22 protein-coding genes are annotated in these 22,606 nt (G+C 72.3%); 11 read left to right on the top strand and 11 right to left on the bottom strand.

The genetic code is table 11. The features are described from left to right. Nucleotides 1-66: 66 nt before the first annotated feature. A complete protein-coding gene (locus tag KSED_RS03420) occupies nucleotides 67-900 on the top strand; it encodes a Bax inhibitor-1/YccA family protein (protein ID WP_012802183.1) in 834 nt (277 codons plus the stop codon). Between the two features lie 95 nt (nucleotides 901-995). Here the strand turns inward: KSED_RS03420 and KSED_RS03425 are convergent, their stop codons facing one another. Beyond that, complete coding sequence (locus tag KSED_RS03425; RefSeq protein WP_012802184.1) at nucleotides 996-2,789, bottom strand: bifunctional metallophosphatase/5'-nucleotidase; 1,794 nt, start codon at nucleotides 2,787-2,789, stop codon at nucleotides 996-998. A gap of 81 nt (nucleotides 2,790-2,870) precedes the next feature. Here KSED_RS03425 and KSED_RS03430 point away from each other — a divergent pair, with 81 nt between their 5' ends. After that, a complete protein-coding gene (locus tag KSED_RS03430; RefSeq protein ID WP_147287739.1) occupies nucleotides 2,871-3,239 on the top strand; it encodes a hypothetical protein in 369 nt (122 codons plus the stop codon). Between the two features lie 12 nt (nucleotides 3,240-3,251). Here KSED_RS03430 and KSED_RS03435 read toward each other — a convergent pair whose 3' ends face one another. From KSED_RS03435 to KSED_RS03455, 5 genes are read right to left on the bottom strand one after another with little or no spacing between them, the layout of a single operon-like run. Beyond that, a complete protein-coding gene (locus KSED_RS03435) occupies nucleotides 3,252-4,475 on the bottom strand; it encodes an acetyl-CoA C-acetyltransferase (protein WP_012802186.1) in 1,224 nt (407 codons plus the stop codon). A 54-nt stretch (nucleotides 4,476-4,529) separates the two neighbouring features. Then, entirely contained in the window at nucleotides 4,530-5,636 is a 1,107-nt protein-coding gene (locus tag KSED_RS03440) for an SGNH/GDSL hydrolase family protein (protein WP_012802187.1), read from the bottom strand. After that, complete coding sequence (locus KSED_RS03445; RefSeq protein ID WP_012802188.1) at nucleotides 5,633-6,622, bottom strand: NAD-dependent epimerase/dehydratase family protein; 990 nt, start codon at nucleotides 6,620-6,622, stop codon at nucleotides 5,633-5,635. Before KSED_RS03445 ends, KSED_RS03440 begins: the two co-directional genes overlap by 4 nt. Further along, complete coding sequence (locus KSED_RS03450; protein ID WP_012802189.1) at nucleotides 6,619-9,387, bottom strand: alpha/beta fold hydrolase; 2,769 nt, start codon at nucleotides 9,385-9,387, stop codon at nucleotides 6,619-6,621. Before KSED_RS03450 ends, KSED_RS03445 begins: the two co-directional genes overlap by 4 nt. Before the next feature lie 31 nt (nucleotides 9,388-9,418). Then, on the bottom strand, nucleotides 9,419-10,441 hold the full coding sequence (locus KSED_RS03455) for a 3-oxoacyl-ACP synthase III (RefSeq protein ID WP_012802190.1): 1,023 nt from the start codon (nucleotides 10,439-10,441) through the stop codon (nucleotides 9,419-9,421). A gap of 114 nt (nucleotides 10,442-10,555) precedes the next feature. On the opposite strand from KSED_RS03455, the gene KSED_RS03460 reads away from it, so the two are divergent. Both KSED_RS03460 and KSED_RS03465 read left to right on the top strand, forming a co-directional pair. Continuing rightward, nucleotides 10,556-11,326, top strand: a complete 771-nt coding sequence (locus tag KSED_RS03460; RefSeq protein ID WP_012802191.1) for an ABC transporter ATP-binding protein — start codon at nucleotides 10,556-10,558, stop codon at nucleotides 11,324-11,326. Beyond that, nucleotides 11,308-12,897, top strand: a complete 1,590-nt coding sequence (locus KSED_RS03465; protein WP_012802192.1) for a hypothetical protein — start codon at nucleotides 11,308-11,310, stop codon at nucleotides 12,895-12,897. Before KSED_RS03460 ends, KSED_RS03465 begins: the two co-directional genes overlap by 19 nt. A 120-nt stretch (nucleotides 12,898-13,017) precedes the next feature. On the opposite strand, the gene KSED_RS03470 is transcribed toward KSED_RS03465, so the two are convergent. Together KSED_RS03470 and KSED_RS03475 are read right to left on the bottom strand one after the other, a co-directional pair. Further along, nucleotides 13,018-14,439 carry an FtsX-like permease family protein gene (locus KSED_RS03470; protein ID WP_012802193.1) on the bottom strand — a complete coding sequence of 474 codons (1,422 nt, stop codon included), beginning with the start codon at nucleotides 14,437-14,439 and terminating at the stop codon, nucleotides 13,018-13,020. Beyond that, nucleotides 14,436-15,164 (bottom strand): ABC transporter ATP-binding protein, encoded by a 729-nt coding sequence (locus KSED_RS03475; RefSeq protein ID WP_012802194.1) that lies wholly within the window; start codon nucleotides 15,162-15,164, stop codon nucleotides 14,436-14,438. The genes KSED_RS03470 and KSED_RS03475 overlap by 4 nt, the downstream gene beginning before the upstream one ends. 119 nt (nucleotides 15,165-15,283) lie before the next feature. Between KSED_RS03475 and KSED_RS03480 the strand changes: the two genes are divergently transcribed. Both KSED_RS03480 and KSED_RS03485 read left to right on the top strand, forming a co-directional pair. Further along, a complete protein-coding gene (locus KSED_RS03480) occupies nucleotides 15,284-15,997 on the top strand; it encodes a sensor histidine kinase (RefSeq protein ID WP_012802195.1) in 714 nt (237 codons plus the stop codon). Further along, a complete protein-coding gene (locus tag KSED_RS03485; RefSeq protein ID WP_012802196.1) occupies nucleotides 15,994-16,674 on the top strand; it encodes a response regulator transcription factor in 681 nt (226 codons plus the stop codon). Before KSED_RS03480 ends, KSED_RS03485 begins: the two co-directional genes overlap by 4 nt. A gap of 18 nt (nucleotides 16,675-16,692) precedes the next feature. Here the strand turns inward: KSED_RS03485 and msrA are convergent, their stop codons facing one another. After that, a complete protein-coding gene (gene msrA, locus KSED_RS03490; protein WP_012802197.1) occupies nucleotides 16,693-17,325 on the bottom strand; it encodes a peptide-methionine (S)-S-oxide reductase MsrA in 633 nt (210 codons plus the stop codon). A gap of 116 nt (nucleotides 17,326-17,441) precedes the next feature. On the opposite strand from msrA, the gene KSED_RS03495 reads away from it, so the two are divergent. Beyond that, nucleotides 17,442-18,440: a daunorubicin resistance protein DrrA family ABC transporter ATP-binding protein gene (locus KSED_RS03495; RefSeq protein WP_012802198.1), complete on the top strand. Its 999-nt coding sequence runs from the start codon at nucleotides 17,442-17,444 to the stop codon at nucleotides 18,438-18,440. Further along, on the top strand, nucleotides 18,437-19,234 hold the full coding sequence (locus KSED_RS03500) for an ABC transporter permease (RefSeq protein WP_012802199.1): 798 nt from the start codon (nucleotides 18,437-18,439) through the stop codon (nucleotides 19,232-19,234). The genes KSED_RS03495 and KSED_RS03500 overlap by 4 nt, the downstream gene beginning before the upstream one ends. Nucleotides 19,235-19,313: 79 nt before the next feature. On the opposite strand, the gene greA is transcribed toward KSED_RS03500, so the two are convergent. After that, nucleotides 19,314-19,808: a transcription elongation factor GreA gene (gene greA / locus KSED_RS03505; protein WP_012802200.1), complete on the bottom strand. Its 495-nt coding sequence runs from the start codon at nucleotides 19,806-19,808 to the stop codon at nucleotides 19,314-19,316. A 216-nt stretch (nucleotides 19,809-20,024) separates the two neighbouring features. Further along, the gene (locus KSED_RS03510) at nucleotides 20,025-20,414 is read right to left on the bottom strand and encodes a DUF4307 domain-containing protein (protein ID WP_012802201.1); all 390 of its coding nucleotides are present in this window, start codon (nucleotides 20,412-20,414) and stop codon (nucleotides 20,025-20,027) included. A 144-nt stretch (nucleotides 20,415-20,558) separates the two neighbouring features. Here KSED_RS03510 and mca point away from each other — a divergent pair, with 144 nt between their 5' ends. From mca to KSED_RS03525, 3 genes are read left to right on the top strand one after another with little or no spacing between them, the layout of a single operon-like run. Continuing rightward, nucleotides 20,559-21,509 carry a mycothiol conjugate amidase Mca gene (gene mca, locus KSED_RS03515; RefSeq protein WP_012802202.1) on the top strand — a complete coding sequence of 317 codons (951 nt, stop codon included), beginning with the start codon at nucleotides 20,559-20,561 and terminating at the stop codon, nucleotides 21,507-21,509. Beyond that, nucleotides 21,509-21,790 (top strand): hypothetical protein, encoded by a 282-nt coding sequence (locus tag KSED_RS14490; protein ID WP_012802203.1) that lies wholly within the window; start codon nucleotides 21,509-21,511, stop codon nucleotides 21,788-21,790. Before mca ends, KSED_RS14490 begins: the two co-directional genes overlap by 1 nt. Beyond that, nucleotides 21,783-22,571, top strand: a complete 789-nt coding sequence (locus KSED_RS03525; protein ID WP_012802204.1) for an isoprenyl transferase — start codon at nucleotides 21,783-21,785, stop codon at nucleotides 22,569-22,571. The genes KSED_RS14490 and KSED_RS03525 overlap by 8 nt, the downstream gene beginning before the upstream one ends. Nucleotides 22,572-22,606: the final 35 nt, after the last annotated feature.

The following is a 22,606-nucleotide window of genomic DNA, read 5'->3' on the forward strand; positions in this document are numbered from 1 at the left end:
ACGCACGCGTGGGCCCCGGCACACCGCGACCGCGAACGACCTGACGTCCCCGAGAAGGAGACCCCCGTGGCTTTCAACCCCGCCATCGACCGCATCGACAAGGAGAGTTCGTCCGGCCAGCCCCGGTACGGCCAGTACGCGGACTTCAACACCGCCGGCCAGGCCGGTGCGCAGTACCAGCAGCACGCTCAGCTGGAGCAGGCCTACCAGGCCCCGTCGATGGACACCGGCCGGACCGGGCGCCTGAGCCTGGACGACGTGTTCGTCAAGACGGCCATCCTCATCGGGCTCATGCTCGTGACTGCCGTCGGCACCTGGTTCGTGGTCGAGGAGCTTCCGGCCGCTGCCTCCCCGATCTGGCTGGTCGGCATGTTCGGCTCGCTGGCCCTGAGCTTCGCGATCGGCTTCTCCAAGAAGGTCAACGTCCCGCTCATCCTCGTGCACGCCGTGCTGCAGGGTGGCTTCGTCGGCGCGATCTCGAAGGCCTTCGAGACGTCCATGCCCGGCATCATCATGGCCGCCCTGACCGCCACCATCGGCACCTTCGTGATGATGCTCGTCGGCTGGAAGATGGGCCTGGTCAAGGTCACCAGCCGCTCCATGCGCATCTTCTCGATGATGGCGATGGGCTACCTGGCCTTCCTGCTCATCAACCTGGGGCTGTCCTGGTTCGGCGTCTTCAACGCCTACGACACGCCCCTCGGCTGGCTGATCGGCCTGTTCGGTGTCGCCATGGCCTCCTACTCGCTGGCCATCGACTTCGAGTCCATCCAGCGCGGCATCGCCGCCCAGCTGCCGGAGAAGTACTCCTGGCTCATGGGCCACGGCCTGCTCGCCTCGCTGGTGTGGCTGTACATCGAGTTCCTGCGCCTCATCGCCATCCTGCGCTCCGGCGACTGACACGGCAGCCGGTCGACACCGACCGGTGACCGCACACGCCACAGGCCCCCACCACGCGGTGGGGGCCTGTTGCGTGTGCGGTGCGGGCCGGTGCGTCAGGCGCGGCGGCGGCGCGCCCCGAGCAGGCCGGCGCCCGCCAGCATCGCCAGCACGCCACCGGTGAGCGCCACCTGGCCGGCACCCTCGGCCGGGGCGGTCACACCGGTGTCGATGATCGGACCACCGGTGGTGGGCACCTGCGGGTCGACCGGGGTGTACGGCGAGGCGGCTTCCAGGTAGTTGCGGAAGGCGTCGATGTCCAGGCCACCGAAGTACACGTTGTCGCCCTGCGCGAGGGTCGGGAAGTTGTCCCCACCGCCGGCCAGGAAGTTGTTCGTCACCACGCGGTAGGTGGTCGAGCCGTCATCGGCCACCGCCTGTCCGTTCAACTGCACCGAGCCGGGCACCAGCTCCGGGGTGTCGGTGTCGTCGATGGCGTAGGTGAATCCGGTGGAGGTCTGCAGCACCTTGACGGCCTCCGCGTTCTCGCCGGAGAACTGCTCCCGCAGCACCTGGTGGATCTGCGCGCCGGTCAGGTCCATCGAGACCAGGTAGTTGTTGAACGGCTGCGCGCTGAAGGCCTCCTCCATCGTGATCTTCCCGTCGGTGGAGCCGTCCGCACCGGCCTGATCGAGCTCCGGCACACGGATGCCACCGGGGTTCATCAGGGCCAGCACCGGCTCCTCGCCGGCGGTGACCACGGACTGGTCGGCCAGCTGTGCGTCGGCGATCAGGCGGCCCAGCGGGGAGACGGCCACGGCGTAGCGGTCGTGGGTGACCTGCGCACTGACGGTGCCCAACACCTCATCGGCGACCGTACCGATCAACGCCTTGTACTCCGCGACGATCGCGGCCACCGTCTCGTCCGGCGTGACCTCCTGGGTGACCGGGACCTGCTCGGCGACGGCCGACCCGGGCACCACGTCCTTGGTCTGCGGGTCCAGCCGCAGGTCGATCTTGGTGATGAGCTCGCCGTAGTTGCCGGCTTGCGTGATCAGCCGGCCGTCCACGGTGGTGATGTAGTCGGTGTGCGTGTGGCCGGAGGCGATCACGTCGTACTCCGGATCGAGCTGCTCGTGGAACTCCATCACGTCGCCGGAGACGTCCGTGCCGTTCTCGGAGGTGCCACCCTCGTGGATGACGGCGACCATCGCCTCCACGCCCTGGGCCTTCAGCTCGGGGACGAGCTCGTTGGCCCGGGTCGCGGCGTCCACGAAGTCCACGTCCTGGATGCCGGCAGCCGAGACGATGGAGGGGGTCTCGTCCAACCCGAGACCCACGTAGGCGACCTTGACGCCCTCGTACTCCTCGATGACGTAGCTCGGCAGCATCGGCTCCCCGGAGTCCTTCCACAGCACGTTGGCTGCCAGGAAGGGGAAGGCGGCACCGGTGAAGGTCTTGCCGGGGATGGGGCAGGAGTTGCGACCGCCGCTGCCGTCACCGTCGTCGAGGCAGCCGCCACGGTCCATCCGCAGCAGCTCGTCGGTGCCCTGGTCGAACTCGTGGTTGCCGACCGCCACGGCGGTCAGGTCCATCGCGCTCAGGGCGTCGATGGTGGGTTCGTCCCGGAAGGCCGAAGACAGGAAGGGCGAGGCGCCGATGCTGTCTCCGCCGACCACGGTCGCCGAGTGCGCGGTCCCGGCCCGCAAGCGGTCGAGATGGGCCGCCAGGTTGGCGGCGCCACCCGGCTCGGTGGGGTCGTCCGGGGCTTCGATGTTGCCGTGGAAGTCGTTGAAGGACAGGATCTGCAGGTCGATCTCGCCAGGGGCGGCCTGAGCGGGCAGACCGGCCGGGGCGAGGGCGAGCAGCAGGGCGGCCGAGAGGCCGGCGGGGGCAGTGCGGCGGAACATGACACTCCTGGGGGAGGATGGTGTGTGTTGACCACCACACTGTGCCCCATCGAGGTGTCGGGTGCATGAACGAGGAGCGACATGATTTCGTCCGGGCGCATGGACAACCAGCATCCTCAGTGTGCTCAGGGCCCCGCCGACGCCACGATGCAGCCGCTGACGCAGCAGATGGAGCAGGAGCTGGCCCGGGCCCGCCGCATCGTCGCCCGCAGCGACCTCTCCCCGCAGTGGGTCGAGGGCGCCACCGCGTTGGTGCAGGAGTGGGCCGATGCCGAGGCCACCGAGTGCGGGTGGCCTCCGGCGGCCGTGACAGTGCCCTCGACGGCCGCCCTGCCCGACGTGCTCGCCGCCGTCGCCCGCGCGCGACTGGCCACGGCCCGGGACGCCGGCGAGGCCGGCACCCGCATGGGTACCGGCCTCGCCGAGCTCCGCCGCGCGCACGGCGGGTGAGGGCTCACCGTTTCAGGACAGGCGCTCCAGGATCATGGCCATGCCCTGACCGCCGCCGACGCACATGGACTCCATGCCGTACTGGGCGTCCTTCTCCACCATCGCGTTGAGCAGCGTGGTGGTGATGCGGGCGCCGGTCATGCCGAAGGGGTGCCCCAGCGCAATGGCGCCGCCGTGCACGTTCAGCTTGTCGAAGTCCATGCCGAGCTCGTCGGCGCTCGGCAGCACCTGGGCGGCGAAGGCCTCGTTGATCTCGTAGAGGTCCAGGTCGCCGATGGACATGCCGGCGCGCGCCATGGCCTGCTTGCACGCCTCGACCGGGCCCAGGCCCATGATCTCCGGCGAGAGGGCCGAGACCCCGGTGGAGACCACGCGGGCCAGCGGGGTGAGACCCAGTTCCTTGGCGCGGGTGTCGCTCATCATCACCAGGGCGGCGGCGCCGTCGTTCAGCGGGCAGCAGTTGCCGGCCGTCACCGTGCCGTCCTCGCGGAAGACCGGCTGCAGGCCCTGCAGCTTCTCCAGCGTGGTGTCGAAGCGGGGGCCGTCGTCCGTGGCGTGGGTGCTGCCGTCCGGCAGCGTCACCGGGGTGATCTCGCGCTCGAAGATGCCGGCCTCGATGGCGGCCTGGGCGCGGTTCTGGCTGGTCACGCCCCACTCGTCCTGGCGCTCGCGGCTCACGCCGCGGGAGGTCGCCACGTTCTCGGCGGTCTGCCCCATCGCGATGTAGACGTCGGGCAGCTCGCCACGCTCGCGCGGGTCGGTCCAGGTGGTGTTCTCGGCGGCCATGCGCTCGGTGCGCTGGCGCGCCTCGGCGAAGGCCGGGTTCTGCCAGGAGAGCTTGGACTCCCCGGCGCCGGTGAAGTCGGCATAGCGCGAGACGCACTCGACGCCGCCGGAGATGAAGACGTCGCCCTCGCCGGCGCGGATGGCGTGCATGGCCATGCGGGTGGTCTGCAGGCTGGAGGAGCAGAACCGGTTGACCGTGGCCCCCGGCAGGTGGTCCATGCCGGCGAGCACCGCGACCACGCGGGCCATGTTGGACCCGTGCTCGGCCCACGGCTCGGCACAGCCCAGGTAGAAGTCGTCGATCTCACGGGGGTCCAGGCCCGGCACCTTGGCCAGGGCGGCGGTGACCATCTGCGCGGCGAGGTCGTCGGGCCGCACGTCCTTGAGACTTCCCTTGAAGGCGCGCCCGATGGGGGATCGGGTCGCCGAGACGATGACAGCTTCAGGCATGGAACGGACTCCTGGTCGGATGGGTGTGGGGCGGTACGCCCCGGTGCCGCCAGTCTACGGGTGGGCAGTGATATGGGACACATCCGCGTCGTCCCGGGGTGCGGCGTCGGGCGCGGGGGCCGGGTAGGGGGCGTGCTGCGGCGGCGCGGCCGCGTCCGCATCGTCCCCGGCGTCCCGGCGGCGGCGCTGCACCAGCGCACGCAGCCGTCCGGGCGCGGCGTCCTGGTCCGGACGTACCTCGGTGCCCTCGTGCGAGGCAGCCTGCGCGGCGGCCTGCTCCAGCGTGTGGGCCCGTCCGTGCTCGACCACGGCCCCGGCGGCGTGCTGCGCGTCGCTCTCCGGCACCGGCAGCCCCAGGGCGTCCAGCAACGAGGGCACCAGCACCTGTGCAGCCCGCTTGTAGCCCTTGGCCGAGGGGTGGAAGCGGTCGGTGTGGAACATGGCGTCGGGGTCGTCCAGGAAGGCCTGCGTGGTGAGCGAACCCAACGAGACGGTGCGCCCGCCCTGCTGCACCACGGCCACGGTCTGGCGGGCGGCGTACCGGCGGGAGCGCCGCTGCATCAGCCACCGCAGCGGCTGGCCGAGGGAGGCGATCATCCCGAAGTCCGGGCAGGTGGCCACCACCACCTCGGCCCCGGCCGCGCGCAGCCTGCGGATCGTCCGCTCCAGCACCACGAGGCACTCACCCAGGTCGGCGCCGCGGGCGATGTCGTTGCCCCCGATGGACAGCAGCACCAGGTCCGGGTGGGGGAACTTGCGCAGTCCGCGCTTCACCTGCTCGTCCAGACCGAGGGAGGTCACGCTGTTCACGGCGACCGTCTCCAGGTACACCGGACGGCCGGAGAGGGCCGCGATGCGGCGTGCGCACCGCGCGCCGATCGTCTGGGCGGGCCGTTGCGCCCCCACCCCGTTGGCGACCGAGTCCCCCATCACCAGGAACTCCCACGGGGCCTCCACCTCCTGGCGGTGGTGCTCACCGTCCGGGGCGTAGATGCCGTTCTCGTCCGGGGCGTTGCCGGGGGTGCCGTCCGAGAGGCGGCTGGCCTGCCACAGCTCGTACCCCAGGGTCCCGGCGGCTACGGCAGTCAGGCCGGCCGCGGCCAGGCCGGCCGTCGGGGCGTGGCGGGCCGCCTCACGGCGCACCGCATCGAGCACGTTCACGCTGCCTCCCGGAGGCGCTCCAGTCCGTCGTCGAGGGAGACCGCGGGGCGCCAGCCGAGGGCGGCGTGGGTCTCCGCTTGGGAGAACCAGTGGGCGGTGGTGAGTTGTTCCACCAGGAAGTGGGTCAGTGGCGGCTCGGTGATGGGGTGCACCCGCTGGGAGGCGAGGACCGCACCGTCCACCGCGTGCCCGGCCGCGCCGGCCGCCCCGGTGCCGATGCGCAGGCGTGGCAGGGGCGCGCCGCTCGCGCGCAGGATGCTGCCGATCAGCTCCCCGACCGGCCGCGGCTCGTCGTTGGTGACCACGAAGGCGCGCCCGTGGGCCGAGCCCGCGTTGCGGGGGCCGGCCAGCGCGTCGAGGGCGGCCACGAGCGCGTCGCGGGCGTTGTCCACGTAGGTCGAGTCCACCAGCGCGGCGCCGTCGCCCACCCACGGCAGGCGGCCGGCATGTGCGCGCTGGACCAGGCGGCCGACGAGCTGGGTGTCGCCCGGGCCCCACACGAGGTGGGGCCGCACCGCCGTGACCGCGAGGCCCTCGGTGTCACGGGCCAGGGCGTCCAGCTCGGCCACGGCCTTCGTGCGGGCGTAGTGGCCCCGTGCGTGCTCGGGGGAGGCGGGCTCGGCGCCCACCCCCACGAGTGCGGCACCGGCGTGCGCCACCGAGGGGGAGGAGGTGTGCACGAAGCGCCCCACCCCGGCCCGCTGGGCGGCGTCGAGCAGCAGCTGGGTGCCCTGGATGTTGGTGCGCTCGAACTCCGCGGCCGGGCCCACCACGTCCACCTTGGCGGCCAGGTGCACGACGGCGTCCTGACCGGCGACGGCCCGCGCGACGGCTGCGGGGTCGTCCACGGAACCGAGCACCTCGCGCAGGCCCGATGCGGACCGGCGGCGCTGCATGACCGTCACCTCGTCGCCCCGCGCGGCCAGCGCCCGGGCGACGGCGCCGCCGAGCATCCCGGAGGCTCCGGTGACCAGCACCCGGGTCACGGCCGGAACCCCACGCGGTCCAGGCGGCCCAGCAGCCGGCGCGGCGCCCCCAACAGGCGCCCGGCGCGGTCCCCCAAGGAGGAACCGCCGTCGCCGGCGAGGGTCTGCGCGGCCCACCCGGCCAGAGCCGTGCGGTCGATCTTCGAGGCGTGGCGGATGTCCACCGGCAGGCTGTCGCGCACCAGCACCGCAGCGACCGGTGCGGCGCCGGGCCCCTGGGATGCGGCCTCGCGGACCGCGGCGGAGAACTCCACCGAGGCCACGGGGGAGGCGGCGTGCAGGCGCAGGTCGATGCCCTCGGTGGGGCGCACCACGACGACCACCCGCTGGCCGCCGGCCGGGCCCACGCCGACCACGGCGGCCTGCTGCACCCCCTCGAGACGTTCGACGCGGGACTCGATGCCGCCGGGGGCCACCGGGCCCTGGTCGGTGGTCACGGTGTGCACGCCGCGGCCCTCGATCCACAGGCGTCCCCGGTCGTCCAGGTGGCCGATGTCGCCGGTGCGGTGCCACCCGACGGGGTGGGCGGTCGCGCGCTGCGTGCCCCACAGTCGGTCGTAGTGGCTCTTGACGTGGGCGGCGCGGGCCACGACCTCGCCGCGGGTGCCGGGCTCGGTGGTGAGGCGGGCGTCGTCGCCGGGCTCACCCCCATCGTCCAGCGGGGCGATGCGCAGCTCGACGCCCCGGACCGGCTGGCCGACGCAGACCCCGGCGTGGACGGCGAGGTCGGCAGCGTCCACGGTGCGGGGGTCGATCGCGGTGAGGGGCAGGGCCTCGGTCATGCCGTAGGGCGTGACCGTGGCGGCGTGCGGGGTCACCCGGCGCACCCGTTCCAGCAGCTCCACGGGCACCGGGGCGCCGGCGGACATCACCATGCGCACGCCCTCGAGCGTCGGGGCCGCGGGGTCGTGCGTCGCGACGACGTTGCGCAGGGCTGCCGGGGAGGCGAACACGACGTCGGCACCCACCGCGTCCACCGCATCGGCCAGGGCCGCGGCGGTGAGCGTGTCCGGGCTGGTGACGTCCATGTCCGGCACGGCCGAGGTCATGCCGAGTGCGGGGCCGTAGAGCGCGAACGGGGCGAAGGCGGCCACCAAGGACTCCCCGGCGCGCAGCTCCAGTGCGCTCTCGATGACGTCCCGCTGCGCGAGCAGCTGACGGTGCCGGTAGACCACGCCCTTCGGGGGGCCGGTGGCGCCGGAGGTGAACAGCACCGCTGCCTCGGCTTCGGTGGCCGGGGCCGCGAGGGCCACCGGCGAGGCGGCACCGGCTGCCTGGACGGACTCCAGCGACAGGTCGGCGTCCGCCACCCCCTCGGCGAGGCTGGCGACGGCCCCGGGAGCGGTGGGGCGCACGACGATGCGGTCACCCTCAACCCCCAGCGCCCGCGCGGCCGCGAGACCGGCGGGAATACCGACGACCAGGTCCGGGTCCGCGCTGCGCAGGGCGCCGGCCATGGGGCGCACCCCGAGCCCGGCGTCGGCGACCACGATGGAGCCACCGGCCCGCCAGACCGCGTAGACGACCGCGGTCAGGTCGATGCCCGGCGGCACGAGCACGGCCACCCGAGTGCCGGGGCACACCCCGTGCTGTCGGAACCCCGAGGCCAGCTCGGCCACGCGGGACTCGAGCTCGGCAAAGGTGACGGTACGGCGCCCCGCATCGGCCAGCTCCACGATGGCGACGGCGTCCGGCTCACGCTGGGCGCGCTCGGTGAGGCGCGACCAGATGACTCCGCCGGAGCCGGCCGCGGGCTGTTCCGGCGCCGGCTGACCCGGCTGGCCCGCGGCGGCGGGGTCCTGCGTGGTGTCGGTGGAGTCGTCGTCCGTCCGGCTGGTCAGCCAGTCCCAGGCGTACCCGACGCCCTCAGGGCGGTCCTCGAGGACGAGATGCGAGGCGTCGCCGAAGCGGTGGACGTCAGTGGTCTCGAAGCGGTCGAGCACGTCGCGCAGGTAGCGGTCGGTGAAGACCGGGTCGTTCGCGCCCCACAGCACGAGGGCGGGCACGTCCAGGGCGGTGGCGCCGGCTGCCGCGGCCTCCAGGGCGTGCCGGGAGGGGTGGTCGGACTCCAACGGGATGTCCGCCACGAACTCCCCGACCGCCTGGCGCTGGTCGCGACGGGCGTAGGGCGAGGCCAGGGCTGCGGCGGCCTCGCGGTCCGGGCCGGGCTGGCCCACCCAGGCGGCCGCGTGCACGAAGGTCGGCGTGCCCACCGTGGCCGCGCGGTGCAGACCCGCGGCGCGGGCGGCGCGGATGCCCGGGGGCACCCGGTCGTCCGGCTGCCACAGGGCGGTGTTCGTGATGACCGCCGACGTGATGCGGTCGGGGTGGCGGGAGGCCCAGCCGAGCCCGATCACACCACCCCAGTCGTGCACCATCACCGAGACGGGCAGCTCGCCGTGGTCGCCGCCGAGGACGCCCAGCTGGGTGAGGGCCTCGTCGAGGTCGTCGGTGCGGTCCGCGAGGCGCCGGATCGTGCTGGTGCGCTCGCTGTGCCCCATCCCGATGTGGTCCACGGCGATCACGCGCCAGTCGGCGGGGGCCTGCTCGAGCACCCGGCGCCACAGGTAGGACCAGGTCGGGTTGCCGTGCACGCACACCAGCACGTGGCGCACGTCCTGGGGGCGGGCGCCGGCCTCCACCATCGCGGGGGAGTGGGTGTCCAGCACCGCCATGCGGGCGCCGGGGAGGTCACCGCGCGCGGGCAGGGTGAGGTGGTGCTGCCACCGCGGGTCCACCTGCGGCAGCTGGGCGAGGGGGGTCATCCGAGGGCGGCTGGTGTGGGGCATCAGCTGCTCACCACTCGATCTCGGCACAGCAGGCGTTCAGCCCGGAGCCGATGCCCATCAGCAGCACCCGGTCCCCGCGCTCCAGGTGCGGCGCCTCCAGGGCCAGGGTGAACGGCACGGCGGCCGGCCCCATGTTGCCGTAGGTGGGAAAGGTGCGCGGCACCTTGGCACCGTCCAGGCCCAGGCGGTCGCAGATCTGCTCGGTGTGCACCGTGGAGACCTGGTGGATCACGTAGCGGTCCAGGTGCTGCCAGTCGAACTCCTCGGCGGCCTCGGCCCACAGCTCCTCGGACAGCGCGATGCCGGCCTCCTGGAGGCCCACCGAGTCGGTGGTCATGCGGTCGAAGTCACCCACGCACAGCTCGTGGTGCTCTGTGCCCGCGCGGGAGACGCCCCCCACGAAGCGGTGGCCCTCGGGGTGCTTGTCGGTGCGGCCCAGCACCATCGCGGCCGCGCCGGAGCCCAGGGTGAGGGTCGCGAGCTGCTGCAGCACGTCGTCGGCGGTGGCGTCCTCGCTCTCCAGGCGCTTCAGGGTGGTCTCGTGGGTGTGCCGGGTGGTCTCGGCGTTCACGATCAGGGCGTATTCGATCTGCCCGGAGTCGATCATCGCCGCAGCGATCTGCATGCCGTTGACGAAGCCCAGGCACGCGTTGGTCACGTCGAAGTTGGACGCGCTGCGCGGCAGGCCAAGGGTGTCGTGGATGCGCACGGCCGTGGACGGCTCCAGGTGGTCGCGGCTCACGGAGGTGTTCACCATCAGCCCCACCTGCTCGGGCTTGATGCCTGCGTCCACCAGCGCGCGGCGTCCCGCCTCGGCGGCGGCCTCGGTGAAGTGGACGTCCTCGGGCCACCAGCGCCGCTCCTTGATGCCGACCAGGCGGGAGAGCACCCCGGGGACGAGCTTGTTGCGGCGCAGGGTGTCCATGATCCGGGCGTCGAACTCGGCCGAGGTGTGCACCTCGGGGGCCGGCAGGGCGGTCACGGACAACACGGAGGTGTTGGAGTGGCGGAAGGTGGCGTTTCCGGGCATGCGTTTTCCAAGGACCTTTCACTGGGGGCCGAACCAGTCTGCCACGTGGCCTCCGATGCGGCCTTCGACGCCGGTACGGTCACCGGGGGTTCACCGGGGGCTACCGTGCCGACCATGGATTCCATGACGTGTGCGATGGAGTGGCGGGGGCTCACCAAGGCCTTCGGGGGACAGGTGGCGGTCGATGGGGTGACCCTCGCCGTGCCCCGTGGTGCGGTGCTCGGGCTGGTGGGGCCCAATGGCGCAGGCAAGACCACCGCCCTGTCGATGGCGACGGGTCTGCTCGCCCCGGACGCGGGCACCGTGGAGGTGCTGGGGCACGACGTGTGGAGCGACCCGCGGGGGGCCAAGGCGCTGCTGGGGGTGCTGCCGGACGGCATGCGCGTCTTCGACCGCCTCTCGGGGCGGGAGCTGCTCACCTACACCGGGCGCCTGCGCGGCATGGACGAGGCGGTCATCGCCGAGCGCAGCGCGGAGCTGCTGCAGGCCCTGGGGCTCGAGGGGGCCGGCAACAAGATGGTGGTGGACTACTCCGCCGGCATGACCAAGAAGATCGGGCTGGCCTGTGCCCTCATCCACGCGCCCAGGCTGCTGGTGCTGGACGAGCCGCTGGAGGCGGTGGACCCCGTCTCTGCGCAGGGCATCCGGGAGCTGCTGGCCGGGTACGCGGCCAACGGGGGCACGGTGGTCATCTCCAGCCACGTCATGGAGCTGGTGGAGTCCCTGTGCTCGCACGTGGCGATCATGCGTGAGGGGCAGATCCTGCGGGAGGGCACGGTGGAGGAGGTCCGCGAGGGTGACTCCCTGCAGAACACGTTCATCCGCCTGGTGGGCCGCGAGGCCGCGGGCGCGGGGGAGGGGTTGTCGTGGTTGCGCTCCTCCTGAGGCTCAAGTGGACCCTGCTGAAGGCCGGCTTCCGGCGCAACGGGTGGCAGCTCGCCGGGTTCATCATCGGACTGGTGCTCGGCATGGTGGCGGCGCTCGGTCTGGCGGCCGGCCTGGTGTCCACCCGGGGGCTGGACGTGGAGCTCGCCGCCGGCCTGGTGACGCTCCTGCTCGCGATCACCGGCTTCACGCTCTTCCTCGTGCCCCTGGTGGCGACCGGGGTGGACGACACCCTCGACCCCAGCCGTTTCGCCCTGCTGCCGGTCCGCGCCCGGGCACTCCTGCCGGGACTGGTGCTGGGCTCCTTCGTGGGCGTCAGCGGCCTGGTGATGGTGCTGGCGGCCGTCGGTGCCGTCGCGGCACTGGTGCGCTCCCCGGCCGTCACGGTGGCCGCGCTGGTGGCGGCGCCGGTGTGGCTGGTGCTCACGGTCGTGCTGCGCAACGCCGCGGCGGCAGGGATCTCCTCTCCTCGCACACCCCGGTGGGTGCGTGACCTGGCCACCGGCATCGGCATCGTCCTGGCGGCCAGCAGCGGCCTGGCCGCCAACGGACTGACGGCTGGCGTCTCCTCCATCGAGGAGCTGCGTGAGCGCGTGGACCTCCTGGCCACCGTGGCCGGGTGGACCCCCTTCGGGCTGCCCTGGGCAGCGGTCCAGGACGTGGCCGGCGGGAACTGGCTCAGCGCGAGCATCAGGGCCGTCCTCGTGGTGGCACTCCTGGGGGTGCTGCTGTGGTGGTGGGAGCGCGCCATCGCGGCCCGTCTGGTCTCCCCGCTGGAGTCCTCGGGGTCGGGGCGCGAGGTGCGCGCCGGTGCCCTCACCCGTCTGGCCCCTGCCACCCCGGCAGGGGCGGTGATGATGCGCTCCCTCATCAACTGGCGCCGCGACCCGCGCTACGTCATGAACTTCGCCGTGTCCGTCCTCATGCCCGTGCTGTTCGTGGCACCGGCGCTCATGCAGGGCGCGGCTGTGCGGGACATGCCCTACCTGCCCTACGTGGGCGCAGCCGTGGCGCTGTCCTTCGCGATGGTGACCATGCAGGACACCAGCTACGACGGCTCTGCGGTGTGGATGCACGTGGTCTCCGGCATCCGGGGGCGCGACGACCGACTGGGCCGCTTCCTGGCCCTGCTGCCGGTGGCGCTGCCGCTGGTGGTGCTGGCCGTGGTGGTCGGCTGTGTCCTGAGCGGGAGGTGGGACCAGGCGTGGAACGCGCTGGGGGTCTCCCTGGGCCTCCTCTGCGTCGGAGCCGGCGTGGGCCAGGTGACCTCCGCGCTGTGGCAGTTCCCCGCCCCGCAGCCCGGTGCCAACCAGTTCTCCACCCCCGCCGGCGGCACCCTGGCCACCTTCCTGGCCATGGTCGTCACGTGGGTGGCGATGCTGGTGGTGGCCGCCGGGGCAGCGGGCCTCTGGTTCGCCACCCACCAACTGGGCTGGGTGCACCAGCTGATGGGTCCCGCCGTCCTCCTGGTCGGGGCGGCGGTGGCCTGGGTCTGCATCGTGGGCTCGGGCCGGTGGCTCGACCGCCGCTGGCCCCAGGTGCTGGCGAACGTCACCGAGTCCGCCGCCTGAGCGCCGGTGGTGAGGGGTCGGCGCCGACGCCTCACCGGATGGAGCAGCGCCCCGGCCGACGGGGAGGTCGGCCGGGGCGCTGCTCGTTCCGTTCCTTCACGGTCCTCAGAGGCGGGCCGGTCAGTCCGCCCGGCGGCGCTGGTCCCGCAGGACCTGCCGCTGCAGCGGGCTGGTGGCCGTCAGGGCCAGCACGGTGAATGCGAGCCCGGCCACCAGGATGCCGCCCATCAGGACCGGCCCGGTGCTCGAGCGCTCGTAGCCGAAGTTCGTGGCGTCCGAGGCCATCGGCAGGGCCAGGCCCATGCCCAGCAGCCACCCCAGCCCCAGGGCCAGCACCAGCGGCCCGAAGACCTCCAGCCAGGCCACCCGGCGCAAGAAGCCGGTGGAGGACCCCATCCGGTACAGGGACCGGGTCTGCTCGGCCCGCTCGAACACGGCGGACGCCTGGGTGATGTAGGTGGCCGTCGCCGCGACCACCAGCCCGACGCCCAGGGTGATGGCCGCACCCTTGGTGAAGTCCCACCCGGTGGTGGTGGCGAAGGTGGCCGCCACGTTGTCGGTGTCGGGCGCCTCGGTGGGCAGCGGCATCATCGCCACGTAGCTGCCGATGAACGCCATCAGGCCCAGCCCGGCGACCCGGCCCCAGGTGGCGCGGGGGTCGGCCTGCACCCGGCGGGCCGCCCACATGACGGTGGGGGAGGGGATGCGGGCCAGCAGGCCGCACACCACCTGCAGGATCCAGGGGCCGATGACGTTCATGCCTGCCAGGACGGCCAACAGTGCGCCGCCCAGCAGCAGCCAGGGGCCGATCTCACCGCGGGGGCTCACGGTGTTCACCGTCACCACCCCGACACCGATCAGCACCAGGAAGATCAGCGGGCGCCAGCGTCGCAGCGCGGGGTTCCCGGCCCGCCGGGCCACACCCAGCGGCGAGACCCGCACCTGACGCATGCCCCACCAGGAGGCCAGGACACCGACGATGATGGTGACGGCTCCCACGGCCAGTGCCAGGGGTGCGGGCAGCAGCATCTCGGAGACCTCGATGGTCTTGCCCTGCAGTTCCAGGGCGGACCAGGCCGGCAGGGTCAGCAGGTACAGCACGTACCCCACCAGGACGCCCAGGGTGGCTTGGATGAGGGTGTCGATGAGCGCCATGCGAGTCACGTCGCCGGACGACAGACCCAGCAGGCGCAGTGCCGACATGCGGCGCTCTCGACCCCTGGCGCCGAGGACGGCGGCGGAGGCGGCCAGGGAGGCCATGGCGGGGACCACCAGGGCGCAGGCGATGCCGGCCAGCCCCACGTAGGCGCCCATCATCGCCTCCACCGACGGGTCGGCGGCGATCAGCTCGGCGTGCAGGCTCGTGGGGGAGGCCCACCGCTGGTGGAACATCCAGGTGCCTCCCGCCACGGTGAAGGCCAGTGCCGAGCAGATGACGAAGGCCAGGGTGGAGGCCAGGTAGAGGAGCGACTCACCCTCCCGGGAGGCGAAGCGGGCGCGGGTGAGGCGCAGCGTGAACGAGGTCAGTCCGGTGACCTTCATCGACCCACCCCCAGCGGCTCCTCGACCAGGCGGTCGGTGTGCACCAGGCCGTCCCGGATCTCCACCAGGCGGTTGCACCACTGGGCCACGGCCCGGTCGTGCGTGACCAGGACCAGGGCGGCGCCGGCGTGGGCGACGGTGGCCGTGAGCAGCTGCATCACCTCGTGGCCGGTGGTCTGGTCGAGCGCCCCGCTGGGCTCGTCGGCGAAGACCACGCGCGGCTCACCCACGAGCGCTCGAGCGATGGCCACGCGCTGGGCCTGGCCGCCGGACATCTCCCCGGGGCGGCGCTTGCGGAGCTCGGGGATGCCGATCTGCTCCAGCGCCCGGTCGGCGGAGCGCAGGGCGGTGCTGCGGGAGACCCCGGTGAGCATCTGCGGCAGTGCGACGTTCTCCCGGGCCGGGAGCTCGGGGATCAGCTGGTGGTCCTGGAAGACGAAGCCGAAGTGCTGCAGCCGGGTGTGGCTGCGGCGGGCGTCACGGAGGCCCGAGAGGGTCCTTCCCTCGAAGCGCACCTCGCCGTGGGTGGGAGTCAGGATCCCCGACAGGCAGTGGAGGAGGGTGGACTTGCCCGAGCCGGAGGGCCCCATCACCGCCACCGTCTCGCGCGGTGCGATGTGGAGGCTCACCCCGGCCAGGGCGTTCACCCCGCCGTAGCTGACCGTGATGTCGTCGGTGGCCAGGAGGGCTTCTCCCGGCATCTGGTGTGGTGTCGTGATGTTCATGGCTCCATTCCACGCGGATGCGGTCCTCCGCACCATGGTGCGGACAATGGTCTCGTGGTGGTGCTGGCACCACCCTCCCGGTGGTGCCCGGTGGCGGCCGGTCGAGTAGTTTCGGCGCGGTGGGAGCATTCTGGAGGCGTCGGGACCTCTCCTACGAGGAGGAGGCCGACCGGCGCATCGCCGACCTGACCGCATCGAGGCGGGTGATCGTCGAGGCCTACGAGGTGGAGAGGCAGCGCATCGAGCGCGATCTCCACGACGGGGCCCAGCAGTACATGGTGGCGGCGGCGATGCTGCTCGGCGAGGCCCGACTCCTCCCTGCGGCCCAGCAGGACCCGGAGCTGCAGGACATGCTGGCCCGGGCGGGGGAGCAGCTCTCCAGCGGACTGGACGCGCTCCGGTCGACGGTTCGGGGGATCCATCCGGCCACTCTGCTGGAACAGGGTCTGGCCCCCGCGCTGCAGGAAGTGGCCGATCGCAGCCCCCAGCAGGTCCGCATCGTCTGTCCGCACCCGCTCCCCGAGGTGCCCGAGGGCGTGCTGGTGTCCGCCTGGTTCTTCGCCTGCGAGGCCCTTGCGAACGCCGCCAAGCACGCGCCGGGGGCGCCTGTCACCGTGCTGCTCGGTGCCGATGCGGATCTGCGCGTCTCGGTCGTGGACACCGGGCCCGGCGGGGCCACCCTCGTGCCCGGGGGAGGGCTGGCGGGGCTGCGCGAGCGCATCGCGGCCTTCGGGGGCACGGTCAGCGTGACCTCCCCACCGGGTGGCCCCACCCAGGTGGCTGCCTCGATACCGTTGCTCCTCATGCGGGGAGAGACGGGAGTGACGGTGTGAGCGCACGGCTGGTGGTGGCGGACGACTCGGCGATCCTGCGCGAGGGGCTGGTGGGCCTGCTGGAGCGCCGGGGCTACGAGGTGGTGGCCCAGGTCTCCCGGGCGGACGACCTGGCCGACCGGGTGCGCGAGCTCGCTGCTGCGGGGGCCCTGCCCGACGGTGTGGTCACCGACGCCCGCATGCCCCCGACCATGACGGACGACGGCATCCGGGTGGCGGCCGACCTCAAGGAGCAGTTCCCGGAGCTCTCGGTGCTCGTCGTGAGCCAGTACGTGGTGCCCGTGCACGCCCAGCGGCTGTTCGGGTTGCACGGCTCCGGCGGTGCCGGGTACCTCCTCAAGGACCGGGTGGCGCAGGTGGAGGACTTCGTGGCCTCGCTGGAGATCATCCTGTCCGGCGGGGTGGTGACCGGCCCCGAGGTGACGCGGGCGATGATGCGCACGGGCGCGTCGGGCCTGGGGGAGCTCACGCCGCGGGAGCGCGAGGTGCTCGAGCTCATGGCGCGCGGGCTCTCCAACGCGGAGATCGCCTCCGAGCTGTTCCTGTCCGTTGCGGCGGTGGCCAAGCACGTGTCCAACATCTTCGCCAAGCTGCACCTGGCGCCGGGTGAGGAGAACCGCCGGGTGCGAGCCATCCTGCAGTACCTCGCCGAGCGGGGGGACGCGCCGGCCTGGTGAGGCGCCCGCCCCGTCGCCTCAGGCGCGGGGCGGCTCCACATCGGTCTGGGCGGGCAGGTCCACCAGACCCACGGGGCAGCTCATGCCGTTGGGGCCGTGGTTGCAGTACCCGTCGGGGTTCTTGTGCAGGTACTGCTGGTGGCGCTCCTCGGCCAGGTGGTACTCGCCGCTGTCATCCGGCCCCACGATCTCGGTGGTGACGGCCCCGTGGCCGGCGGCGGTGAGCTGCTCCTGGATGGCCGCGCGGGTGGCCTCGGCCACCGCGACCTGGTGCTCCGTGGTGCAGAAGATGGCCGAGCGGTACTGGCTGCCGATGTCGTTCCCCTGCCGGTCGCCCTGGGTGGGGTCGTGGTTCTCCCAGAACACCTTCAGGACCTCGTCCACCGTGACCCGGGACGGGTCGAAGACCACCTCCACCGTCTCGGCGTGGCCGGTGGTCCCGGTGCACACCGACGGGTAGGTCGGCCGGCGGTCCGTGCCGCCCATGTAGCCGACGGAGGTCGTGACCACACCGGGCAGCTGCCAGTAGAAGCGTTCGACACCCCAGAAGCAGCCGGCGGCGACGTGGATCACCTCGGAGCCGTCGGGCCAAGTGCCCATCGGCGTACCGAGGACGGCGTGCGGGGTACCGGGGTCGATGAGGTGTGCCATGCGCTCATCGTCCCACTGGCTCCCCGGCCGGTGCACCTCCGGCCCCGCGCCCGGGTGTGATGTACACCGCCCGCTGGGTGGGGGTGGTCGTCGGTGGCCGGGTACACACTGAGCACATGGATGATCACGCTGTCTGGGCCGAGGGCCTGGTGAAGCAGTACAAGGAGGTGCGCGCGCTCGATGGGGTGAGCCTGGCGGTCCCGCGGGGCACCGTGCTGGGCGTCCTCGGACCGAACGGCGCCGGCAAGACCACCACCGTGCGGGCGCTGACCACGTTGTTGCGGCCGGACGAGGGGCGGGCCCGGGTGGCGGGCTTCGACGTGTTCGCCGAGCCGCAGGAGGTGCGCCGCCGCATCGGCGTCTCCGGCCAGTACGCCGCCGTGGACCAGCACCTGACCGGCCGGGAGAACCTCCGGATGATCGGCGAGCTCTACCACCTCGGCAGGGCGCGGTCGAAGGGCCGGGCCGACGAGCTGCTGGAGCGCTTCAGCCTCACCGACGCGGCCAACCGTCCCAGCAAGACCTACTCCGGGGGCATGCGGCGTCGGCTCGACCTCGCGTGTGCACTGGTCGCCGAGCCGGAGGTCATCTTCCTGGACGAGCCGACCACCGGCCTGGACCCACGCAGCCGCGGCGAGATGTGGAACATCATCCGTGACCTGGTGACCGCGGGGACGACGCTGGTGCTGACCACCCAGTACCTGGAGGAGGCCGACAAGCTGGCCGACGACATCGTGGTGGTCGACTCCGGGCGCGTGATCGCCAGCGGCACCGCCGACGACCTCAAGGACATGGTCGGTGGGGAGCGCCTGGAGGTGGTGGTGGAGGACTCCACCCACCTGCAGCAGGCCGCAGCCATCCTCGACCGGGTCGGCCGGGGCGAGGTGGAGGTCGACGCACACACGCGGCGGGCGACCGTCGCCATCTCCCAGGGCACCAGGACGCTGCTGGAGGCGGTCCGAGAGTTCGACGAGCGCGGTGTGGTCGTGCAGGACATCGGGGTCCGCCGTCCGACCCTGGACGACGCCTTCCTCACGCTCACGGGCCACGGGGCGGACGAGGGTGCACGGCAGGACGAACGAGCAGACGCACGCACCCCGGGAGGCACGGCATGAACCTCGTCACCGACGGCCTGACCATCCTGCGGCGCAACCTGATCCAGCTCAAGCGCGTCCCCGACCTGATCCTCTTCACGCTGTTCCAGCCGATCATGTTCATCGTGCTCTTCGGCTACGTCTTCGGGGCGGCGATCGGTGGGGGCGACGGGGCGAACTACCGCAGCTTCCTCATCGCGGGCATCTTCGCCCAGACCATCCTGTTCGGGTCCACGATCACCGGCTCGTCGCTGGCCGAGGACATGCAGAAGGGCATCATCGACCGCTTCCGCACCCTCCCCATGGCCCCTTCGGCGGTCCTGCTGGGGCGCACCCTGGCGGACCTGATCAACAACGTCCTGGTCCTGGTCATCATGTCGGTGACCGGTCTGGTCATCGGCTGGCGGATCACCGGCGGCTTCTGGGAGGCCGTCGCCGGGTTCGCCCTGATGCTGGGCTTCGCCTACGCCTTCTCCTGGGTGATGGCCTTCCTGGGCCTGCTGGTGCGCACCCCGGAGGTGCTGAACAACGCGACCTTCATGGTCCTGTTCCCCCTGACCTTCATCTCCAACGCCTTCGCGCCGCCGGAGCAGTTCCCCTCGGTGCTGCGGGCGATCGCTGGGTGGAACCCGATCTCCACCCTCACCCAGTCCGTGCGAGACCTGTTCGGCAACAACATGCCGGGCCTGGAGCCGGACCGCTACACCTGGGCGTTGCAGCACCCCATCGTCTACACGCTGATCTGGCTGGTGATCCTGGTCGGGGTGTTCGCGCCGTTGGCGACCCTCCAGTACCAGCGCGCCGGCCAGCGCTGACGGCGTTCGACCCCCGCCGTGACGCACGTGGGCCCCGCCGGATCATCCCGGCGGGGCCCACGTGCGTCAATGGGGTGGCTCAGCCCTCGTAGGGGCGCACCTCGATAATCTTGACGTCGATCTTCTTGCCGTTGGGGGCCTCGTACCCGATGGTCTCGCCCTGGTTGCGGCCGTCGATGGCCTTGCCCAGCGGGGAGCGCTCGGAGTAGACCTCCATGTCGTCCCCGTCGGCGATCTCGCGGTTGCCGAACAGGAAGGTCTCGGTCTCGCCGAACATCTCGATGGTCACGATCATGCCGGGCTCCACCACGCCGTCGTCGGCCGGCGGCTCCTCGCCCACCTCGGCGTTCTGGAGCAGGGTGGTGAGCTGCGCGATGCGGCCCTCCATCTTCCCCTGCTCCTCCTTGGCGGCGTGGTAGCCACCGTTCTCCTTGAGGTCGCCCTCGGAGCGGGCGTCCTCGATGCGGTGTGCGATCTCGCGGCGCCCCTCGCCCTTGAGCTGCTCGAGCTCGGCGTTCAGGCGCTCGTAGGCAGCCCGGGTCAGGTAGGTCGTCTCCTGGGTGGCGTCAGCCATGATCACTCTCCTTAGCAGAGTGGCGGTCCGTGGCCGGAGGAGTTCCGGGCCGGGACTGCGGAAAGGTCCGGCCGCCAGCTTCGCGACCGGACCTGGGTGTACGTGGGTGTGATCGAGCAGTCTACGCGGCAGGGGTCCGGAGCGCCATCGACCCGGCGGGGGACGCCAGATCGGGTGGCCGGCGGTCCAGGGGTGGGTACGGGGCGGTGGGTGGCGTCAGTCCTCCGGGTACCAGCACCCGGTGACGTTCCCGACCAGCGGTCGGGAGGTGGTCTGCAGGGTGGTGCGCTCGCGCGTGGAGCCCTCCGGGTGGGCGGGCACGGTGACCTCGCGGCTGCCGACGATCTCGTGGGTCTCGCTCTCGGCCACCAGGCGGCAGACGACCTCGCGCCCGGGCTCGCGGTGGACGTCGTAGATGACGGTCACCGAGCTGTCGGTGATGTCCTCCTGGCCGGCGTAGAACCAGTTCGGCTTGCCGGTCGTCAGGGCGAGGCCGTACCAGATCACCAGGGCGGTGGCCAGGCCCACGCCGACGATGCCGATGATCCACCAGCGGCGGCGTCGCGCTGCCTCGGATGAGCTCCCGCGGGGGGTGGTCGACGGCATCAGGGCGGTCCTTCCGATCACGTCGGTGCCCTCCCGGCCCGTGGGGCCCGGTGGGTCATGGGGGACAATGGGGGACGCACCATTGTGGTCCATCGGCCCCGCGGTCGGTGGACCTGCCCTCCTCCGTGACCAGAAAGGCGTTCCGTGACCGACCAGCTCCGACTGCTCGCCGTCCACGCACACCCCGACGACGAGTCCAGCAAGGGCGCCGCCACCACGCTGCGGTACACCGCGGCCGGCCACCCGGTCACGGTCGTCTCCTGCACCGGTGGCGAGCGGGGTGACGTCCTGAACCCCCGCCTGCAGGACGACGCGCAGGTCCTGCGCAACATCGTCGAGGTACGTCGCCGGGAGATGGCGCGGGCGCAGGAGATCCTCGGCGTCGACCACGTCTGGCTGGGCTTCGTCGACTCCGGCCTTCCGGAGGGTGACCCGCTGCCCGCGCTGCCGGACGGGTGCTTCGCCCTGGAGCCCCTGGAGGTCACCACCGAGGCCCTGGTGCGCGTCATCCGCGAGGTGCGCCCGCACGTGGTGACGACCTACGACGAGAACGGTGGTTACCCCCACCCCGACCACATCATGACCCACCGGGTCACGATGGCCGCGGTCGAGGCCGCGGGCGACCCCGAGCGCTTCGAGCACGCGGGGGAGCCCTGGCGGCCGCTGAAGGTGTACTACAACTCCGGCTTCAACCCCGAACGCATCGAGGCCCTGCACGCCGGGTGCGAGGAGGCGGGGCTGGACTCCCCGTACGCGGAGTGGATCGAACGGATGAAGGACCGCCCGCGACGGAGGCTGACCACGCGGATCGAGGCGGCTGACTTCTTCGAGGGGCGTGACGAGGCGCTCCGTGCGCACGCCACGCAGATCGACCCCGATGGCTGGTTCTTCAGCGTCCCGCTGGAGGTGCAGCGCAAGGCCTACCCGTACGAGGACTACGAGCTCGCCGTGTCCCTGGTCCCCACCGAGATCCCCGAGTCGGACCTCTTCGCGGGGATCCCGACGGATGTCGCTGCCGCCGACGAGTTGGCGCGCACGGCATCGTGGGCCCGCATGGAGTACGACGGTCGTGTCGAGGCGAAGGAGAACGCGTGATGAGGCAGTTCCTGACCGACGGTGGGGCTGACACGAACGTTTCCATCACGGGGGGTCTGGGTGCCTTCCTCGCCATGTTCCTGCTGGCGCTCGCGGTCTGGGCGCTGGGGTGGAGCATGACCCGCCACCTGCGACGCGTGAACTACCTGCAGCGGCAGCACGAGCAGCAGGCACGACGCCCCGCGGAGCCGGGCCGCCCGTCCACGGACGAGGCGCCGCAGGGCCCGCCCCGCCAGGACGATGGCGACGAGACGGCCCCGGTGGACCGCCCGCGTGAGTGAGTCGACCCGGGGCTCCGCGGGCCGCGTGCGCGGCCTGGTCTACGGCGCCTACGAGCAGCGGATCTCGCAGGACCTGGACACCGACCGCCTGCCCTGCCACGTCGGGGTGATGCTGGACGGCAACCGGCGGTGGGCGCGGGCACGCGGCTCGGACCCTGCCGCGGGCCACCGGGCGGGGGCGGAGAACATCGAGCCCTTCCTCGACTGGTGCGAGGAGCTGGGCATCGAGGTCGTGACCCTGTGGATGCTCTCGACAGACAACCTGCAGCGCCCGGCCGCCGAGCTGGAGCCGCTCCTGCGGATCATCGAGAAGGCCGTGTGCGACCTGGCCGCCACCGGCCGCTGGCGCCTCCACCTCGTGGGTGCCTTGGGGCTGCTGCCCGACGCGAGTCGGGATGTGCTCGAGGACGCGGTGCGCCAGACCGCCGAGGTCGACGGGCTGCTGGTGAACGTCGCCATCAGCTATGGGGGGCGGCAGGAGATCAGCGATGCGGTGGCTGCCCTGTTGCGCGAATGGGACGCCTGCGGGGTCAGCCTGGCCGAGGCCGCCGAGCGCATGACTCCCGAGGCGATCGGCGAGCACCTGTACACGAAGGGGCAGCCGGACCCGGACCTGGTGATCCGCACCTCCGGCGAGCAGCGCCTGAGCGGATTCCTGCTCTGGCAGAGCGAGAAGAGCGAGTACTACTTCTGTGAGGCCTACTGGCCCGATTTCCGCCGCGTGGACTTCCTGCGCGCCCTGCGGGCCTACGCGGAACGGGAACGCCGCTACGGGCGCTGAGTCGGAGCGCGGTCACCGGGGGACGGGACGCGGCT

Origin of the sequence: Kytococcus sedentarius DSM 20547 (assembly GCF_000023925.1) — a bacterium.
Classification (GTDB): domain Bacteria; phylum Actinomycetota; class Actinomycetes; order Actinomycetales; family Dermatophilaceae; genus Kytococcus; species Kytococcus sedentarius.

Excerpts from the sequence above, each read along its gene's own strand:
- KSED_RS03425 (WP_012802184.1), bottom strand. The coding sequence starts at position 2,789 with ATGTTCCGCCGCACTGCCCCCGCCGGCCTCTCGGCCGCCCTGCTGCTC.
- KSED_RS03430 (WP_147287739.1), top strand. The coding sequence starts at position 2,871 with ATGATTTCGTCCGGGCGCATGGACAACCAGCATCCTCAGTGTGCTCAG.
- KSED_RS03435 (WP_012802186.1), bottom strand. The coding sequence starts at position 4,475 with ATGCCTGAAGCTGTCATCGTCTCGGCGACCCGATCCCCCATCGGGCGC.
- KSED_RS03450 (WP_012802189.1), bottom strand. The coding sequence starts at position 9,387 with ATGACCCCCCTCGCCCAGCTGCCGCAGGTGGACCCGCGGTGGCAGCAC.
- KSED_RS03455 (WP_012802190.1), bottom strand. The coding sequence starts at position 10,441 with ATGCCCGGAAACGCCACCTTCCGCCACTCCAACACCTCCGTGTTGTCC.
- KSED_RS03460 (WP_012802191.1), top strand. The coding sequence starts at position 10,556 with ATGGATTCCATGACGTGTGCGATGGAGTGGCGGGGGCTCACCAAGGCC.
- KSED_RS03470 (WP_012802193.1), bottom strand. The coding sequence starts at position 14,439 with ATGAAGGTCACCGGACTGACCTCGTTCACGCTGCGCCTCACCCGCGCC.
- KSED_RS03475 (WP_012802194.1), bottom strand. The coding sequence starts at position 15,164 with ATGAACATCACGACACCACACCAGATGCCGGGAGAAGCCCTCCTGGCC.
- msrA (WP_012802197.1), bottom strand. The coding sequence starts at position 17,325 with ATGGCACACCTCATCGACCCCGGTACCCCGCACGCCGTCCTCGGTACG.
- KSED_RS03495 (WP_012802198.1), top strand. The coding sequence starts at position 17,442 with ATGGATGATCACGCTGTCTGGGCCGAGGGCCTGGTGAAGCAGTACAAG.
- KSED_RS03500 (WP_012802199.1), top strand. The coding sequence starts at position 18,437 with ATGAACCTCGTCACCGACGGCCTGACCATCCTGCGGCGCAACCTGATC.
- greA (WP_012802200.1), bottom strand. The coding sequence starts at position 19,808 with ATGGCTGACGCCACCCAGGAGACGACCTACCTGACCCGGGCTGCCTAC.
- KSED_RS03510 (WP_012802201.1), bottom strand. The coding sequence starts at position 20,414 with ATGCCGTCGACCACCCCCCGCGGGAGCTCATCCGAGGCAGCGCGACGC.
- KSED_RS14490 (WP_012802203.1), top strand. The coding sequence starts at position 21,509 with ATGAGGCAGTTCCTGACCGACGGTGGGGCTGACACGAACGTTTCCATC.